The organism is Paraburkholderia sp. J94 (assembly GCF_905220285.1).
Lineage (GTDB): Bacteria > Pseudomonadota > Gammaproteobacteria > Burkholderiales > Burkholderiaceae > Paraburkholderia > Paraburkholderia tropica_A.
The window spans coordinates 379756-397360 of sequence record NZ_CAJMZH010000008.1 but is presented as its reverse complement, the minus strand read 5'-3'; the positions used below and the strand labels follow the sequence as shown (position 1 = coordinate 397360).

Sequence of the window (17605 nt, the reverse complement as noted above, 5' to 3'; positions counted from 1 at the left end):
GTCAGGCTCGCGTGGTAGCCGCTGCTGCGTCAGGCAGCAACACGTAGATGCCCATCACGTCGACCGGCAAACTGGCAGTCACCTGGTAGCTCCCTCGACCTTCCGCAGCTTCGCGCACGCGGCGGTGGTCTTGCAACAGTGCTTGGGCACGCGCCTGAGCAATGGCGTCGAGACGCGGTTGCCAGCCCGGCAAAGTGTCGAGGGCGGATTGCAACTGGCGGTCGCGAAGCGGCGCGGGCATGTTGCGGGTAGCCTCGGCACCCAGCAGGGCCCGGGTTTGGTCAGCAGAAAGTTCAGTCAAAGGTTCATTTCCAGATGCGGCTACGACGACAGCCTCCTCACACATCAGTAGGTGTGTACTAGCGCCATGCGTCACCGTGAGCTGGTGACGAATGCGTAACAGCAGGACCGTGGTTTTGAGCGAGACGTGATTGACAAAAGCGCTCCCTGCACGCGCGACGGTCGTATCTTCAATCGCGTACGCGGCGTCATCCAGTGCCCGTTCGAGGAGCGTGTCAGCCAGTACCGCTACCAGCGGATGAGTACGGTGAATGAAGCTCGCGCCCTGCGCAGGAGGCTGGTGAAAATCGATACGCAAAGTGTCGGTCAGACCCTCGACAGCCAGTCGTTCACGTACCGAGGCAGGCAGGTGCTCCGTGAGCAACTTGAAGTGGTCATTAGCTGGCTGTAGGGGCGCGCCGAGCTGGCTGGCAGCGCGGCTAACGAAGCGCGCGACGTCTGTTTCACCGCCAAGAACCGCAGCGGTCTTCTGCCACTCAGGCAGCACATCTTCTGGCCTCAGCCGGCGTTGGGCGAAAATGGAACGATTCTGCCTGGCTTTTTCGCGAGCACTCTCCCACGCAAGTTCAATCTCCTTCGCAGGTTCACCAAACAGGTCAAGCTCTCCCTGCATGCCGATTGATGCCCCCTTGCGCAACAACACGGCATTCATCAGCGCTTGCGTGAGTTTGCCCTCATCGTCTGGCATCGGGACAAGTATGCCGAGTTCCTTGCGGATGCTCTCCGCCTTGCGCAGGATAACCTGCAGCACCGCACCGTCGACCGGATTGTCCTCGCCGAAGAGCATGGTGCTGCGCACCTCACGGGCCTTCTGCCCGAAACGGTCCACGCGTCCTTCCCGCTGTTCATGCCGAGTGGGGTTCCAGCTCAGGTCGTAGTGGACAACGGCCGTAAAGAGGCCCTGCAGGTTGATACCTTCAGAAAGGCAGTCGGTCGCGACAAGAATGCGCGTATCACTTTCGCCCAGGCGCTCGACGGCATCTTCGCGTTCATCGGGCGTTAGCTCACCCGTTACCGCCTTAACCGTTGCGGACTTGAATTTCTCCTGTAATGCGGTCTCAAGGTAGTGCGCTGTCGCGATGTAACGGCAGAAAACAACGGGCTGAAAACCATCCTTCAGTAACAACGCGAGGTGTTCCTGCAATTTGGCGAGCTTTGGGTCGTTTTGCTGACCGGCCAGCGCTGTGGCACTTGCTATCAGTGCCTGCAAACGCTCACTGTCCTCGGTCTGCGCGCCCGGTTCAATGTCGTCAGTCGACAGGGCGTCGTCCGTGCCATCAAGCACCCGGTCCGTGGCTTGTGCCTCAAGCTCTTCGAGAGGTATGGCGTCAGATGCACCAGCGTCTCCAGCGACACCAGTCAACCGCGTACGCAAGGCGTTGACTGCCGCCGCCGGCGACGAGGAGATGCAGCGAAGCAATGCTAATGCTGCCCACCAGTTCATGCGTTGCTCTCGCAGCCCCTGGTTCTCGGAGCGCTCAACAAGTTCGCGCGCGTAGGTCAGCACGTCATTGAACAGCTTGCCCCAAGCGCCTGTGAGTCGATAAGTAATCTCGGCAGTGAGACGCTCGGGGAACATCGATGTGTCCTGCCACTCGGCAATGTCAGGCCGTCGACGCTGGACAAAATGACGCGCCAAGGCCTCACGCAAGTCGCTACGCTGGTCGGCTGGCATATCCTTCAGCTGCGTGAAATCTGGACGCAACAGGCCGAGCAGGTTGAAAAAGGCATCCTCGTCGCCGCTGTGCGGGGTGGCGGTCAACAACACCAGGTGCCTCTCGGCGTCATCGGCGAGTCCTTTGAGCAGCTGATACCGCTGCTGACGCCCTTGGCCTGCCTGAGTGCACGTGTGCGCCTCGTCGACGACTACGAACTCCGGGCAATGACGCTGGAATGCTTCCCGGCGTCGCTCGGACTTGATGTAATCCAGACTGACCACCGTGTACGGGTGAGCGTGAAACAGCGACGTGCCGGGCGGAAGGTCGCGCTCCAGCCGGTCTGCTGTGTTCGACCGCACGACGACTGCGTGAATATGAAAGCGCTCGGCGAGTTCGCGCTGCCATTGCTCGCACAGATGGGGAGGGCATAGCACGGTAAGGCGCTGGATTTCTCCGCGGTCGAGCAGTTCGCGGGCGATGAGCGCACCTTCAATCGTCTTGCCGATACCCACGTCATCGGCAATCAGCAGGCGCACGGTCGGCAGCTTGAGTGCCATCAGCAATGGCACAAGCTGGTAAGCACGCGGCTCGACAGCGATGTTGCCGAAGCTGCGGAATGGGCCGGCGCCGCTACGCAGCTTCAACTGCAGAGCATCGAGCAGCATCTGGCTAGCCGTATGATTACGCGCCTGTGCAACGGTCGGCCAGGGGAAAGTCGCAGGCCGAACCGTCTGCGGCTTTTCAAGCGGCAGGTAGATAAGCGTTTCGTCATGCTCCCCCCCGCCCAGAGGACGCAGTCGCAGCGTCTCTGCGGTGGATTCGGGCAAAACAACCCATTCCCGGCCACGTGCCGAAATCAGGGAACCCGGATGAAACTCCGGCGTCGGTGCATTCATGTTTAATCAAACCTTCCCGGGACCAAACAGGTCTACGTTCTTCTTGAAGATGTCAGCCCAGGACGTTTTTTCCTTGGGGAAACGAACGACCAGATAGCCAAGCCCATCTAGCTGTTGATTGATATTTGCGTCCCGCTGACGCAGCGCCTCTGTCTCATGATGTGGCCCATCGATAAAGACAGCGAGGTGCAGGTCATCGTAAAAAAAATCGGCGCAGCACGCAGCAGCTGCAATGGTGTGTTGCCCACGGTCCGGTTTGCGAAAACCGTGCTCGGAGACGTAGTCCAGCCAGGTCTGCTCCAACGTGCTGCCAGCTGTACGCGCCAGTTCTGCGTCATGCTGACCGGGGTCTCGCCCCTGAGTGCCCTGTTTCGTGCCGGCTTGCGTCAGACGACACAGGATGTCCAGTACCAGGCCACTGGCCTCGGCGTCTTTCCTGTCGATGAGTTGATGGTCGGGCTGGTTATAGTACGAAAGCAGGCATCGGTAGCAACCTGCCTCGCAAATCGGATTGCCGTGCTCGAACTCTTCCGTCAGCGTCGCACGCTGCCATGGCGTACCTGACGCAGGGGGCACGAAATGCATCACTTCAAGCGCCTTGGCTGCTACAGCGGACATCGCCGCCGACTCAGTGGCGATGCGCGTCAGCACGCCGGCACCACCTTCCGCCGCCTCGAAGAACAGGATGGACTGCCGGTTGTCGCGAGTCGGCAGGGGTTCTGCCATCAGTTCGCTTTCTTCCAGCTGATAGACCGCCTCGATACCCCGTTTGAGTGCATATTGCAGCGTCGTCAACGTTGTTGAGGAGAGGTCGCCCAGGCTGAAATGCGGGCGAATAATGAGAATATTTCTCCGGTCTTCCACATATGGAACGATACGCTGCGGCGGCGTCTTGTCTGGCGGTGCCTCGGCGTCGTTTTCCGATTCGCCATTGCCGTCGTCAACGCCACCGACCCAGTGGCCCGTGACCGGGTTCATCATGAAACCCTGAATAGCCTTTTCCTTGCGCCGGCGCCAGCCAAAGTTCATGCGCCAGACCGTGGCGGTTGGACCATATTGCATCTCCAGCAACGGTCCGTGGGCATCTTCGACCAGGGTCGTGACCATCTGAAGCTTGCCGTCAGCCTCAGCAAACTGCAGTGTAGTCTGCATCTCGTAGCCTTGGCGAACGCGCTCTTCCTCATTAGCCGTAATGCGCTCGGCACGCTTGGTCGAAACGTTTTCGATGCGATACAGATTCTTCACTTCCTGGGCACCGGCCAGCGATGCGCCGCATGAAATGCAGCGGTCCGCATCGCGCTGGGAACGAAAATGGCCGTAACCGCACGCAGGGCACAGGCGAGCAACTTCGGTGGGCAAGCGCGCCCCGTCGCTAATTTGGTCTTTCCCCGTGATGGTCAGCAATGCCTTGATAACCCGATACTGGCTGCCCTCGTGATAGATAAGACTGTAGGGACCAAACTCTCCGAGTGCGAGAAAGCGTGGGCGAGACAGGAAACTCTCACGCCCGATGCTTCCGCGACGGGCAGGCAGGTAGGCCAGTAACGGCAAGCGCGGGAAGTTATACCCCGGCAGAAAACCTTGGCTCGCCATATAGCGATATGTGTAGAAATCGCTGTTGAACGCACTGTCGCCGGCCAGCAGCAGGTCGCGCTGCTTACGCGCTTCATTGTGGCGCTGCTGAGCTTCGCGCCGCTCCCGTTCATTGGCCGCAGGGTTGTTCTCAATCTTGAAGTTGAGGTCAATGGCCTGTGCGGTGGCTCGATAAAGGTCGCGCCAACGCTGCAGTGCCCCGTTGAACTCGATAAAGGCGCGTTGGAATACGGTCTCGGCCCACTGCTCGTTGAACCACGGCGCTCTTTGCGGAGTCAACTCATCTTTCAGCATGCCCAGCACCTTGAGCCCACGCTTATGGGCACGCAGCTTCGCTTCCGGCTTATCAAGGTCGGAGGCAACGTCTTCCGCAACAGGTAGCGCGTCCGGCTGGTTCATGTCCAGCAAGTCACGCACGCTGTTGCCGAGTTTCCTGCCCGTTTCGGCCAGCCAGATGGCATGCATGTGGCTCTTGATGAGCTCTAGATTAGCTAGGTCGAGTGTTGGCGCTTTAACCTGGCCATGCACCATCCGGACCGGGTCGCGGAAGTAATACTGGTCGTGCGGACTCTGTGCTGCGCAGTAAGTAATAACGAGCGCAGGCTGCCCCGCGCGCCCGGCTCGACCACTGCGCTGCGCATAGTTTGCCGGCGTCGGCGGCACGTTGCGCATGTACACCGTATTCAGCGAAGAAATGTCAACGCCGAGTTCCATCGTCGGCGAGCAGAACAGCACCGGCAGCCACTCAAGCGCCATGCCGGTCTTCTCCTGCCACTCAGCCTTGTCCTTTTCCGTGAAGCGAAAGCGTGCTTCCCGCTCCATCCGGTCTTCCTGTTCAACCTGGGCGGTATGTTCGCGAGCTTCAAAATCGAAAAGCTGATGAACTGGACTGTCCAGCAACGCCGCAATGTTCTGGTACAGCCCCTGGAAAAAAGCGTTGTTGTTCGACGGGCTGCTGCTTTGCCCGTTGCCGGATGTCCAGACAAGCGCTGAACCATTTAACTGCCAGCCGGCCAGACCAACATCGGTTTCGTCCTTGCGCACAAGGCCATAAGATTCGGCAGCCTTCAGTAATGCGGCGATAACATCCGGATAGGTCTGGTCGTTGACGTCCGTACAAAACGGATTGCCACCTCCCCAGGTACTGGCCCTGCGAAGCTCTCTGCCCAAACGGGAGCGGCTGGAACCAATGACCAGGAAGTCGTCCAGATTCAGACGTCGGCCCCGGCGGTCCACCTCCTCACGAGGGCGGCGCGTGACAAACCATCTGGCCGGCTGCGGACGCTCGTCTTCGGTAAACCCCCATGGCTCCAGAAGATTTGCGTAACTTTGGGTACGCAGTTGTTCCAGCTCGCTACGGTCAAGATAGCGCGTCGCGATACAGAGCCCTTGCCGCATAAAGTTAAAGAGCACTCGCAATACCGCGGCCCGCTCGGCAGGTTTAGCTGCCTGCAACACCCGTGGGGCATCGGCCCACTCGTCACTATCAGCAGCAAGGTCATCTATGTCCTGATAGTCGATGCGAATCAGCCCAAGCTGCTCAAGGTTGGGATTGTTGAAGCGCCAGCCACGACGTAAGTCGAAGTAGCTGCGGTAACCTAGGATGCCGCGCATCGCCTCTTGCACTTGGCGCCGCGCATTGCCTTTCACTTCAGGTTGCTGCATGTACTCCGCACGGACGCTGGGGTCGTCACGATGGAAGCCCAACGCTTCAAAAACAGCATTGGATATTTCCTTTTCGCCCAGCACTTTCGACGGAGATTTGTCGACTGCCGAAAGCAATGCTGCGCGAGTCAAGAGAACCTGCAGGAAGTCGTTGAAGTGTCCAGCCTGCAGCGCGGCATCCTGGCGGTTGTCAGAAAAGCCGAGTACCTTTCTGGCGTCAGGTGTTAGCTCCTGGTCGTGCTCGTAGAGATATCGTAGCGCTGACAACGTCAGCATCGTCGTGGCAGAACTCCGCCCCTCACCGGATAGCGACGTCAGGCGCAACGCATCCTTGCCGGCAGTGGCATGGGTGGTCCCGCAAGCCGGACAGAAACGAAAAGCCCCGGGGATAAACCAGGCATTCAAACCAATGCCGTCGGTTACCACTCCATCTGGCCGAACACGGACCTCTTGAGGAACAAACTTGCGCTTGTCCGCTTTGACGCGCCAATCGTCGTCACGCCGCCAATTGTTATCGCCCCGCTCCTCAATCCAGCCCTCGGGGTACCGCTCAGGGTCTGACGGGTCCCAGTTATCCAGTCCCGGCATCAGGAAGCCGAATCGGACCTCGTCATCGTCGTGCTGTCGCTCGTCGATACTGCGCACGTTGAAGGTGCGACCTTCGGCGCCATTCGTGTCCCAGACCGGCATGAACTCCCGGCCACAATCCCGACAGAAATGGACGTGGTAATAGCGCCGGACACGGTCGGTATCGCCCGCAACGAACTGCTGCCCATCGAGCGTGATGGCACGGTGTCGGGGTGCTTCCAGCGTTGCATAGACCTTTCCACCGCCGGCGATAAACTGGTGGAGCTTGAACGCAAACAGCGATTTGCCTGTCTCATCCTGAACTGCGTAGGCGAGCAGCATGAACTTCTGGAGATAGCTCAGGCACGTATCGACGGATTGGCCCGAAACCGCATGCAGCTTCTGCGCAGCGTCAGCGAGCTTCTGCGGACGCGCTCGCCTCGGTTTGTCACCCTCGTAATCCAACCCCAGAGTCAACTCGACCCAGACGGACACGGGATGTGACGCCAGCGACGCAAAATCGGTCGTCTCAGGCACACCGGCGCGAATAGCCTCACCTAGACGGGGTGAAACAGTCGCAATGGTTTCCTCCTCCGGCGTGACACGGCGCAGCGTCTCGGTAACGATGTTCCGGTCGGGGATGTTGGTACCAAACAGCCGGGAAGCAACGTCTGCGACGATAGCATTGCGCTCCATCTGCGTGCCTTCGGTGGCCATCGTGGCCGAGGTACCGATGCAGATAAGGTTTTCCGCAAGTGCTTCACGCACGCGACGAACGAGTAGCGCGACATCCGCACCTTGGCGTCCGCGGTAGGTGTGGAGTTCGTCCAGCACGAGAAAGCGCAGGCCTTTGGCGTTGCGCATCACCGCCTTGTCGATGTCGTTCTGCCGGGTCATCAGCAACTCGAGCATCATGAAGTTGGTGAGCAAAATGTCAGGCGGGTTGGCCGCCATCGCCTGGCGTTCTTCATCAGACTCCTGGCCCGTGTAGCGCCCAAAAGTTACAGCGCGCTCGGCTGGATTTGAACCAAGGAATTTTTTCAATTCCTCCAGCTGCGAGTTCGCCAGCGCGTTCATCGGGTAGATGACAATGGCTCGAGTCCGTGCTGTCTGGTCAACTGACTTGGCCCTAAGGCACTCATCGATGATAGGAATGAAATAACTGAGTGACTTGCCTGAACCAGTTCCTGTCGTCAGAACATAGCTTTCGCCGCCCGCAGCGAGGCTGATGGCCTCTGCCTGGTGCTTGTGTAGCGGCAGCGAAACGCCCGCCGATGAGGCAGACTTCCCAAGACGAAAAATATCCGCGCACTCGGGTCGCAATTGACCCGCGGCGACAAACTCGTCGACTGTGCCACCGGATTTGAAATTCGGATTAATCTGGATGAGCGGCGCTGGCCAATATCGTTGGCTGAGGTACTGCTCATCAACGTAATGACGAATGTCATCGGCGCGAATGCTTGTGAAGCTGCGCGTAAATTGTTCGTATTCGGCGACGATGTGCTCGCGGAATTTGAAAACGTCCATTATTTTCCCCGGTGAGCGGCGGCCGTACGGAGGCTTATGCGAATTGGTTATGCCGTATTTACCGCAACGCCCTTATTCGACCAGCTTGGCTAATCGACAATTGTACGGCGGCGCTCCTCTCCACGGATTGTTTTGGCACCCGCGTCATGTGTCGGAGGCGAATCGCTGCCTCCGTGAAAACCTGACCTCAGCGATAGTCCGACAGTCCGAGCAGCTTGAAAATTCTCCCAGCATTGCCTACGTTGGTAAACCCAAGCCGGTGCAACGCCGGCGTGCAGTAGCAGGAATGAGCTTGCATTCGTCTGGTTGACCGTCCGCCCGGTCAGGCCCTCTATTTATGAGAGGGTATGACGCGGGAGCAGACGATGAAGCTGGTCTGGCTGCGGGCGAACTGGGCGACGTGGATAGTAGTCCGTCGTCTACCCCTTCTTGTTTTGTCCCTGATTAAGCAGATGCAGCGTGATGGTCTGCACACCCATCGCGCTCAGGCAAGCTATCAGGAAGGCTGCCGAGAACCGCTTCCGATTTACTTTGCGGTTGAGCTGGTCGGGCGACTCGTAGATGCCCAGTTGTTCCAGCATCCGCGAAAGCTGTTTGTACCGGATGCCGCGCCGCATCATCTCCTCCTCTATCAACCCCTTCGCTTCTTCTTCCCACGACCCATAGGGCTCGGCCGACAGCCGACTACGCCCGTTCGGCGGTTCTTCCATCACTTTCCCTCGACTCCACTCACGTGCCGATTCTTGTATCGCTGGAATTTTCCCACAGCGATTTTCGGTCGTATACGACCGGAGCCGAATTGGGCGCCCTACACGTCCTCAGCAACCCATTTTTGCGAGGACACAATGCTGACAAAAACGTTACAAACCAAGGTATCGGCCACCCTGGTCGCAGGTACACGCTGGACGACCATCTCAACACAGGGTCAGCTGCAGACCCTGGGCGGAGGCGCGAAATGAGAAGCGCACCGTCCTATGGCGTCCGTAATCGCCGGAGCGCGGCGAACGCCGGCATCCGGTCGACGGCCCGGACCTATGGCAAGGCCCGCATCGGCACCTATGCCGAAAAAGCCGCCGGCCACATCACCGTGGAGTCTGACCCGGAGCGCCTTGTCGCGCATATGTTGTCCATCGACCCACGCGTGCGCTCCTTCAAGCAGCAACCGTTCACCGTCGACCTGATTCTGGAGCGGCTGCTGTTCACGCGTGAGGAGCTGACAGAAGCACGCAAAGCGCGCGGTGGTCGCGCAGGCGAGGCGGAGTACACGCCCGACTTCGCCACCGTTCAGGCCGATGGCCTGCAGCGCGCATACGAGGTCAAGCTCGAAGGCTTCGAGGGTGATGGTCGGTACTGGGCCAAGGTTGAGCGGGCTCGGGAAATCATGGAGGCGTACTGTTACCCGCTATCCATGGTGGTCGTCCCAGCCGATGAACGACACCCGGCCATCGTCAACGCGCAACTGCTGAAGCCCGCGATAGTGCGTGCGCGCGAATACGTGACGCCGGACATCATCGACCGCGTCGAACGCTATTGCGAATCGGGTCCGGTACTGCAGCGCGCGCTGTGCACCGACCTCCAGATTCAGACGGGCCTGATTCCTCCGTTGCTGGCGACGGGCGTGCTGCAGGCGGACCTCGCGCATCAGCACATCTGCGCGACTCTGCAACTGTCGGCCGCGTATGGTGACCTGAGCCACCTCTGCCTGATTGAGGAACTGCAGCCATGAAGTCCGACCTGCGCATCGGCGACAAGTTGGCTCCTCCGGGGAAGTCGGACAGCTACTTCGAGGTGCTGGACAGCCGCCTCCATGCCGGCTCAATCCACATCTTCGATGCAGAGAAACGGGAGGACCGGTATGTCGATGAACCACGCCTCCGAGCCCAGATTTCGGAAGGCAGCCTGGTCCTACATCGGAAAGGGATGCCGCGCGTCAGCATCGCCGCTCAATACGACAACCATGCACTGCACGACCAGGTCCGCGTGCTGACTTATGCCCTACGGCGCATTGATGAAATCCGCGAGCAACGCGGCATTTCGTTTGACGCAGCCATTCCTGTGGCCCGCGAGGCGTACGAAAAGGAGCGAGTGGGGCAACTGCTGGTCCGTTCGTTTCCCTCGCGCGCGACGCTGTACCGCGCTCGCAAGAATCAACAGCTCGGCCTTCCAGTTCTCAGGGGCGACAGGAATAAAGGCAACACGACGGCCAGGTATTCAAGGGGGCTTGTCGAATTCGTCGATGGGGTCATCGAGAGCGAATACCTGGTCACCGAATCGAAGTGGAATATTCTCGACACGACGAAATATATCGACCGTGAGGCTCGACGTCGCGGCCTGCATGTCGCGAAGCACGCTATCAGCCGCAAGTTTGTATGCGCGAGGATTCGCGACCTGAGCCCCGATGCGGAATACGACCGCATGGACCCGCTCGACCGTGTCGCTGGTAAGTCATATGCGAAAAAACGTATCCGGGCGGCGTTCCCGTTCGCCCGCATCGAGCAGGACGCGCTGCACCTGCCATTCGTCGTGCGCACGCCCCATGGCATCGCCCGGACCGTCTATCTGGTACTGGCGATTGATGTCTGCACCGGATATCCCGTGGGATGGCATCTCGTCATCGGTTCGCCGCGCGAGATGGATTCTCTGTTGTGCCTCGAAATGTATCTGACGCCCGCGAAGGCTGCCCGCTTCGCCGAACTCGGCATCGCTCACGCCCTCAACGTTTATGGCACGCCATCACAGGTGATTTTTGATAACGGCCCGGAGACAAAGGGCGGACGAATCTTCCGCCTTGAACGACTGGGAATGGACGTCAAGCACTGCAAAGCAAAAGAAGCTCAAGGCAAGCCATTCATCGAGCGCCTGAACAGGTCGCTCAAGGAGGCGCTGCAGCGTCTCGAGGGGTGCACGCGCTTCGAAGGAAAGGATGGCGTTCGCGACCCGGAGGCGTTGGGCGACGAGTTGATGACGGTCGACGCACTCGAGAAGTGGATTGTCCGGTGGCTCTATGAGGACTGGGTCAACAGCCCGCTTGAGCGGCTTTGTTGGGACGAGCTGCTGGTCGATTCGGTCAAAGGTAAGACGCCGCTTGAACGTCTGACTCACCAGACCGAAGAAATGGGGCAGCCCATCACCATGCCGCCGCCGCGTCATGAATGGATGGCCGCACTCTTCGAGCACGAGCTGTGCGCGTTGAACGCCCATACGGGCATCACGCTCAAGCACGGCTTCAGGTACAAGGGCGAAGCCATTTCGTACCTGCTGTCCAAGTATGGCGACCACACGGAACTTCATGTGGTCTACAACCCGGACGATTTCCGTCAGGCGTATGTGTACGAGGGAAGTGACCTTCCACTCGTCACGTTAACGCACGAACACGTTCGACCGGACACACCGGCCTGGACCTTCGCGGAAGCCAAAGCCCGATTCGATGAGGGCATGGACGACTGGGCGGTTCCGCCCGAAAAGGAGCAATTCGAGCGCGACATGGATGAGGCGGTCACCGGAAGCAGAACGACCACCAAGCGCAAGACCCGCGGCAAGCGCGAGGAAAACAAAGAAACCGTGCGGCGTGCCAAAAACAACTCTGCAGTCCAGCGGGCCATCGACCGACCGCTTTCGGCGGCAGCTCCGTTTGGGCCCGCACCTTCGACCAGCCCATCGCCGACGGCGGAAGACATTCTGTCTCACGGCATTTCATACGACGACGCGCCTTTGATGAACATCGTGAACAGAAACACCGGAGAGAAATTGCTGTGACGCCTGCTCAACAACTACGCCTCGATATTGAGGCCTGCGAACTTCCCCATCCCATGTTCGCGGAACACCTCAATGCGCTCAAACGACGCATCGATGACACTCTCGCTGGCTTCGCGCCAAAGATTGTTCGCGTACCCGGTCCGAGCGGTGTGGGCAAATCTTCGCTCATCGCCAACCTGTCGCGAGGCTACCCTGAATCCCGCATCGACGGACGGCGCCACGTACCCGTGCTGGTTGTAGAAGTGCCTGTTGGCGCAACGGCCAAAGTGCTTCCCAAAAGTGTGCTCGGCGCATTAGGCATTCAGGTCCCCGGCAGCATGACGGCCGGCGCAATGTTCGAGCTGATGGTGAAGCAGATACGCCTCGCCGGAACACGTGTCGTGATTTTCGACGAGATATCGCACCTCGTTGACGAAGGGTCGCGGGTGCCTCCGCGTGCGGCCAGCGACTGGCTCAAGACGCTGGCGGACACGCTCGCCTTAACGCTGATTCTCTTCGGCATTCCGCGACTCGAGCGGCTTTTTTCCGCAAACGAACAGTTGCGCCGTCGTGCCTGTCCTGCGCGTAACTTCCTGCCGTACGACGCCACGGATGCTGAGCAGATGACCGCCTACGTTGCGTGCGTCGTCAATTATGCACGCCTGTTCGTGGCAGCAGGTTATCCCATTGACGTGCCGGCCCGCGTGCTGACGCAGCAATGCTACCTGCTCACCGGTGGCCTGATTGGCGTGCTCGCCGACTTCATGGGCGAGTTGGCCAATGTGATTAAAGACGAAGCGCCACGCCCCATTACGTACGCCGACTGCCAGAAGGCACTGGAAGATGTCAGTCATGCGGGGTCACCTCACAGGCTGGCGTTCGAAGGTTCTGGAATCGACGACGCAGGCGTGGAACCGGCGGCGCTGAAGCAGGCATACGTTCATGTCCTGACCAGTAACGCCGCGTCTGTGCCAGTTCGTAAAAAATCAGGAGATAAAAAATGAGCCTCGTTCTCACCTATGCACCGCGCGACGACGAATCTGGGATGGGCTACTACCGACGCCTCTCCGCCGACAATGCGCTTTTCAGTTGGCGGGACCTGGCAAGCACCGCGGGCGTCGAGCGCAATCGCCGCGCTTTGCTGATGCGCACGGTCGACGTGGCCCGTAACCTTGGCGTGGAACCGGCATGGAGCGAATTCACTCGACAACAGGAAGACCTCTGCCGCGAATGGGGACGTCTGCACCGTGCGCAATCTGACGCCGTGTGTCCTGCGTGTCTGGCTGAGTCGCCTTACCTGCGACATCACTGGGAACACACTTATGTCACGGCATGTCCGCAGCATCGCGTACTGCTGGTGGACCAATGCAACGCCTGCGGGAAGCACCTCTCGCCGGAGCGGCTGTACATTGGATTGTGCGAATGCGGTCACGACCTGAGCAGCCTGCCGCGTGTCCCCGCGACCCGCGCGCAGCAGTGGCTATCGGCGCTGATTGCGAGCAATGGCCGCCAATCTTGCAGCATGAAGCCCGCTGTGCACGGCGTCGACATCAATGTGCTGATGAAGGTCATCCGCACGCTCTGCCAATATGCGGACCCGACGCGCCAGACCACCGAGCGCAGCGCAGCATTGCCGAAATTCGTCGCCGAAGCGGTCGAATTTCTCTCGCCGCTCGAAGCCTTGCTCGCCGACTGGCCGACTGGCTTCCAGAATCACGTCGAGCAGCGCATTGCCGCCGGTCGTAAAGATGCCCGCACTCTGAACACGTTGCTCGGCGACTGGTACATCAATCTGCGCAAGCTCTGCCTCGGCACCACTCTCGAACCTCTGCTGCAAATCGTCATCGACGTCGCCGCGCAGAAGTCCGACTGTGTTCTGGGCATGGATTCGGCCAAAGACATCGCCGAAGATGCGACGGGCTACATGCGCGCGCCAGCTGCAGCGAAGACTATTGGCGTCAGCGCTTCACGATTGCGTGACTCGATAGACGCTGGCGAGTGCGAGCACCGTGCGCAACGCACTGGCACCCGCGGCCAGATATTCGAAATTCCGCGCGCTGAGGTTGAGCGCATACAGCGGCAACGCGCCGGATGGATTTCCGACGACGATGCCAGTGAGCTGGCGGGCGTATCACCCATCGTGCTCGAACGCATGAAAACCGGCGGCGTAGTCCGGTCAGACAAGCGCTGGCGCGAAGACCTGATGAAAGGCGGTCCGGTCGAACGTCAATCAGTCCTGGATTTGTATGAGCGTGTGGAACGATGGGCACAGCCCATGGCGGTGGCCGACGATGCGACGCTCACATGGGCGCAACTGACCAGCCGACGTATGGGTGACAGAAGGGCCATCGAGTCGCTGATGCAAGCCATCGCAACTGGCAAAGTGAAAGCTGTCGTGCGCGGCCGGAATCTCGGCGAAATGTCCTTTCTGATGACAGATGTGTCGCAGTATTTCGGCACTCCGCTGCTTGAGGCCGGCATGTCGATTCAGCAACTGGCCAAAGCGACGGGGTGGAAATGGGAGTCCATCTCACACTGGGTGGACGAAGGACTGCTGGCGTCGGAGCTGATTCAAAGACGTGGTCAGACTTGCCGGGTCGTGCTGCCGCACCAGTTGCTGGAGTTCCGGCAAGCCTACGTTCCGCTGGCAGACCTGGCCCGTGCTATGGGCACGAAGTCGTCGGCACTGTCGCGCCTTCTGCCCAGAGTCGAGCTGGTCGGCGCAAAGCAACTGCCAGACGGCGCCATGCGGGGCGGGCTGCTGCGTATCGCCGAGCTCGGACGGCTCGCGGTTATTGGTGCGAGAGAAGGTTACGACCTTTTTGTGCCCGCATCGTCGACGCCATGAACCAGCGAGCGACACGTCGAATGACCGGCATGTCCCGACCGGCGAATCGTGCGCCGGTCGGGACGTGGTCGGGCCCGCACGGAGTGCCGCCAGGTCTCTCCGGCTAAACGAAGCGTATGGCTCTCTACCACCACTAGGAGACTGCGATGCCCATCTGGAAACCGCGCCCCGCATCCGAAATGCCAAGGATTCCGTTGTCTCGATGGCGCATATTCGAGACCGAGGATGGAAGTCGTCATTTCGTTGGCGTGGACATGTTCGACTGGTCCGGTCGCGTCAGTTCCCCGATAGTCGCATTCGACCGCGTTGCCTTACAGGGTACGACAGAGACGGGACGCATTTATGAGCTGATTGGCAGGAAAGGCTCGTCGTTGAATGTTGAATACGTCTGGATAAGGTGGTGCGAAATATATGAGGTGACGTCGTACACCGACGTCACCGACCGCCTGCTTGAGGGAGAAGATGATGACGACGCCACGTGAGCGCACGAAAGCCGTTACCGATACCCGCGAGCTATTACAGATGCTCGCGCGTGCCGACGAAATAACCATCGGCGGTCTTGTCCAGACGGTGGCGCTCGGCTTGCTCAGGCACTATCCGGTCGACAACGATTTGGACGTGTCGAGCGCTGCGTTACCCGAAGTTTGGGGCGCACCCGAACAACGACAACCAGGCTCTACCGGAGCCCCGCTGTGTCAAGGAAACGCCCCTGGCGAGAGCAATACTGACGAAGTTCGTAGCCGAGGAGAAGATGATGGCTGGAAGGCATACGGTTCCTGACGATTTTCCGAGGGCGCCAGCGCCTGGAGTTGTGTCTGGCGCACAGCCCAAGCTCCTGGTGCGAGAGATGGGCGGGCGGTATCACACCGGACTTACAGACGATGAGCTTTGGACACGCTATGACGTGTGCGAGGACCTTGCCGGTCAACTCGCGGAGTACGCGTCGAGAAAGATGTCTGTGCCTGGCCTGTCGCTGGACGACGCGTTGCAGCGGGTTGAAAAAGGTCTGAGCGCGAAAGTCGGCGCCCGTCTGTGGGATTTTTCCCGAGATGAGATGACCTGGCTTATGAAGCGCACGCGTGAGCTACTGCGTGCGGCTGCGAGTGGCAACGGGAGCAGGTGACCGCAATGTCCCGATGTTTCCTGACCCAATCATGGCAAACCGTGAAGCGATTCAGTTGCCTCTCTGAATGGCGACTTCACTTCGCTTCATCACGGAGAAGAATGTCGACCGCGTCGCGATTTGGTTCGGCACCAGCTTCCCGGTTGCGGCAGCCGCGATGTCCTTGGCGACCATGGTCAAGCTGCTGCGCAGATGAGCTTGCCAGAGAACGACATCGACTGATTCCCGAGATGTCTTTGCGATGCGGCAGGCTGACCGCTGCGGGCTGGCTGCCTGACTCCGTGACCGTGCTCCGCCGACGCAAAGGAGGGATATATGTCTTCGGAAAATAATCTGGACCTCAAGATTGCACTTCGGAAGATTCACGAGCTTTCAGTGACAGACGGCGATTTAGGGTTTGCGTACTGGCACGAAGTCGGTAGGCTTCTACGGAGAGCAGGTGACATGCAAGCCGAAATAGATTCCCTCACGAAGGAGTTGGAGCGATGTCGCGCCAAGCTTGCTCGCGATACTGGTTGAACGGTTGTGTCATTCCCCTGTTTTGATTTCCGCATTCTGGTTTATGGGATTGCCTAGTGGTCCCTTGTCTACGTTTCTGCAATCTCCGCAAAAAGGCTCAGCCCTGAGCATCTCTTTGGGTTTGAGTCTCTCCGGGTGGTGAGGCTGAGCCCAGCCCTCCCTACGGCGTATGCCCGGGAAAGCCTTCCACTCAGCTTCACCACCCGTATTGTCACCGGTATGGAGCCGCCTCGCCCGCCAGCCTCTACGCGTCCTCCGGGACGCTAGCTTCGCCATCCCGTTGCCGATATCTCAGACGCTAATCCCCGCAGTCTCGACTTTCCCCTGCGCGCTGCCGGTGGTTCTGCCCCCGTCCACGCAAGCGGCATTGCATCGTGCCACCGAAGCCAACCAGTCGGGTTGGGCGGCCCTCCTGCCCGGCGGCTCGATGACTCGGCGGGCAGGCACGAATGCACTGCAGAACGGTATAAGCGTTCCGATGGCAGAACAAAGGGGAATGGCGCATCAAAGTTTCTTATCGGACCATAAATTGTTATGACCTGACTTCGGAGCTGGGCGAACCTAAGCTATACGTTCCTTTGACTGGACCGAACGCCTAGCGACCATGATTGAGCTCATCGAAGAACAAATCGCCGAACTGGAACTGCGCAAGGCCGCTTACCATGAGGCAGGCCATAAAACGGTCTACGAACGATTCGGTGGTGCTGGTGACGCTGTCGTGTGGAGAAACGAAAGCGGCAATCCGGAGGAGGCAGCGTGGCGCGGGCAATTTCGTCCTCGTACCTGTCCCGAGGAGATGCGAGCCATTGCTCTCGCGTCCGGGTTTTCCTTTCCTGACCTACCTGCGAACTGGAAGGCGCTTGTCGGCGTCGCTGGCATGGTAGCTGAGGAAATTCTGTATGACGGCACGGACGATGCCGGTGTAATTTCCGATGCCCTTCACCAGAGAATCTGGGATGGAGAGGCCTCGGTGTCTGACCTCGCGATGATGGGCATCACGGATATCGAGAGCTATGACCTGTCGGATGAGCTCGTTGAGGAGGCAACGCGGATTTTGCGAGAAGGGTGGCAGGCCGTGCAACAGGAGGCCGAATATCTGATTGAGTCCTCCACCGAGTAGCTTTTCTTCATTGGACTTCGCCTCGATGCGGCGGCGCTCGTCGCACAGCGCGCC

11 protein-coding genes are annotated in these 17605 nt (G+C 59.5%); 7 read left to right on the top strand and 4 right to left on the bottom strand.

Going from position 1 to position 17605, the window contains the following annotated elements:
- Position 1: 1 nt before the first annotated feature.
- The 3 genes from U4Y88_RS19750 to U4Y88_RS19740 all read right to left on the bottom strand — a co-directional run bounded on the left by U4Y88_RS19750 (position 2) and on the right by U4Y88_RS19740 (position 8916).
- Positions 2–2854, bottom strand: a complete 2853-nt coding sequence (locus U4Y88_RS19750; RefSeq protein WP_321785787.1) for a helicase-related protein — start codon at positions 2852–2854, stop codon at positions 2–4.
- A gap of 6 nt (positions 2855–2860) precedes the next feature.
- Positions 2861–8206 (bottom strand): DEAD/DEAH box helicase, encoded by a 5346-nt coding sequence (locus U4Y88_RS19745; protein ID WP_321785785.1) that lies wholly within the window; start codon positions 8204–8206, stop codon positions 2861–2863.
- Between the two features lie 419 nt (positions 8207–8625).
- On the bottom strand, positions 8626–8916 hold the full coding sequence (locus U4Y88_RS19740) for a DUF6471 domain-containing protein (RefSeq protein WP_321785783.1): 291 nt from the start codon (positions 8914–8916) through the stop codon (positions 8626–8628).
- A 245-nt stretch (positions 8917–9161) separates the two neighbouring features.
- Between U4Y88_RS19740 and U4Y88_RS19735 the strand changes: the two genes are divergently transcribed.
- The 6 genes from U4Y88_RS19735 to U4Y88_RS19710 all read left to right on the top strand — a co-directional run bounded on the left by U4Y88_RS19735 (position 9162) and on the right by U4Y88_RS19710 (position 15569).
- Positions 9162–9932, top strand: a complete 771-nt coding sequence (locus U4Y88_RS19735) for a hypothetical protein (RefSeq protein WP_321785781.1) — start codon at positions 9162–9164, stop codon at positions 9930–9932.
- Positions 9929–11962 (top strand): transposase, encoded by a 2034-nt coding sequence (locus U4Y88_RS19730; protein ID WP_321785779.1) that lies wholly within the window; start codon positions 9929–9931, stop codon positions 11960–11962. The genes U4Y88_RS19735 and U4Y88_RS19730 overlap by 4 nt, the downstream gene beginning before the upstream one ends.
- Positions 11959–12945, top strand: coding sequence for a TniB family NTP-binding protein (locus tag U4Y88_RS19725; RefSeq protein ID WP_321785777.1), 987 nt, complete (start codon positions 11959–11961; stop codon positions 12943–12945). The genes U4Y88_RS19730 and U4Y88_RS19725 overlap by 4 nt, the downstream gene beginning before the upstream one ends.
- The gene (locus U4Y88_RS19720; protein WP_321785775.1) at positions 12942–14789 is read left to right on the top strand and encodes a TniQ family protein; all 1848 of its coding nucleotides are present in this window, start codon (positions 12942–12944) and stop codon (positions 14787–14789) included. Before U4Y88_RS19725 ends, U4Y88_RS19720 begins: the two co-directional genes overlap by 4 nt.
- Positions 14790–14935: 146 nt before the next feature.
- Positions 14936–15271: a hypothetical protein gene (locus U4Y88_RS19715; protein WP_321785774.1), complete on the top strand. Its 336-nt coding sequence runs from the start codon at positions 14936–14938 to the stop codon at positions 15269–15271.
- A complete protein-coding gene (locus U4Y88_RS19710) occupies positions 15255–15569 on the top strand; it encodes a BPSL0761 family protein (protein WP_321785772.1) in 315 nt (104 codons plus the stop codon). Before U4Y88_RS19715 ends, U4Y88_RS19710 begins: the two co-directional genes overlap by 17 nt.
- A 394-nt stretch (positions 15570–15963) precedes the next feature.
- Here U4Y88_RS19710 and U4Y88_RS19705 read toward each other — a convergent pair whose 3' ends face one another.
- Positions 15964–16086: a hypothetical protein gene (locus tag U4Y88_RS19705; RefSeq protein ID WP_321785770.1), complete on the bottom strand. Its 123-nt coding sequence runs from the start codon at positions 16084–16086 to the stop codon at positions 15964–15966.
- Between the two features lie 949 nt (positions 16087–17035).
- Here U4Y88_RS19705 and U4Y88_RS19700 point away from each other — a divergent pair.
- Positions 17036–17551, top strand: a complete 516-nt coding sequence (locus tag U4Y88_RS19700) for a hypothetical protein (RefSeq protein ID WP_321785769.1) — start codon at positions 17036–17038, stop codon at positions 17549–17551.
- Positions 17552–17605: the final 54 nt, after the last annotated feature.

What these genes read in the sequence shown, in the direction of transcription:
- U4Y88_RS19750 (WP_321785787.1), bottom strand. Translation starts at nt 2,854, where the DNA reads ATGAATGCACCGACGCCGGAGTTTCATCCGGGTTCCCTGATTTCGGCA.
- U4Y88_RS19745 (WP_321785785.1), bottom strand. Translation starts at nt 8,206, where the DNA reads ATGGACGTTTTCAAATTCCGCGAGCACATCGTCGCCGAATACGAACAA.
- U4Y88_RS19740 (WP_321785783.1), bottom strand. Translation starts at nt 8,916, where the DNA reads ATGGAAGAACCGCCGAACGGGCGTAGTCGGCTGTCGGCCGAGCCCTAT.
- U4Y88_RS19735 (WP_321785781.1), top strand. Translation starts at nt 9,162, where the DNA reads ATGAGAAGCGCACCGTCCTATGGCGTCCGTAATCGCCGGAGCGCGGCG.
- U4Y88_RS19730 (WP_321785779.1), top strand. Translation starts at nt 9,929, where the DNA reads ATGAAGTCCGACCTGCGCATCGGCGACAAGTTGGCTCCTCCGGGGAAG.
- U4Y88_RS19720 (WP_321785775.1), top strand. Translation starts at nt 12,942, where the DNA reads ATGAGCCTCGTTCTCACCTATGCACCGCGCGACGACGAATCTGGGATG.
- U4Y88_RS19715 (WP_321785774.1), top strand. Translation starts at nt 14,936, where the DNA reads ATGCCCATCTGGAAACCGCGCCCCGCATCCGAAATGCCAAGGATTCCG.
- U4Y88_RS19710 (WP_321785772.1), top strand. Translation starts at nt 15,255, where the DNA reads ATGACGACGCCACGTGAGCGCACGAAAGCCGTTACCGATACCCGCGAG.
- U4Y88_RS19705 (WP_321785770.1), bottom strand. Translation starts at nt 16,086, where the DNA reads ATGGTCGCCAAGGACATCGCGGCTGCCGCAACCGGGAAGCTGGTGCCG.
- U4Y88_RS19700 (WP_321785769.1), top strand. Translation starts at nt 17,036, where the DNA reads ATGATTGAGCTCATCGAAGAACAAATCGCCGAACTGGAACTGCGCAAG.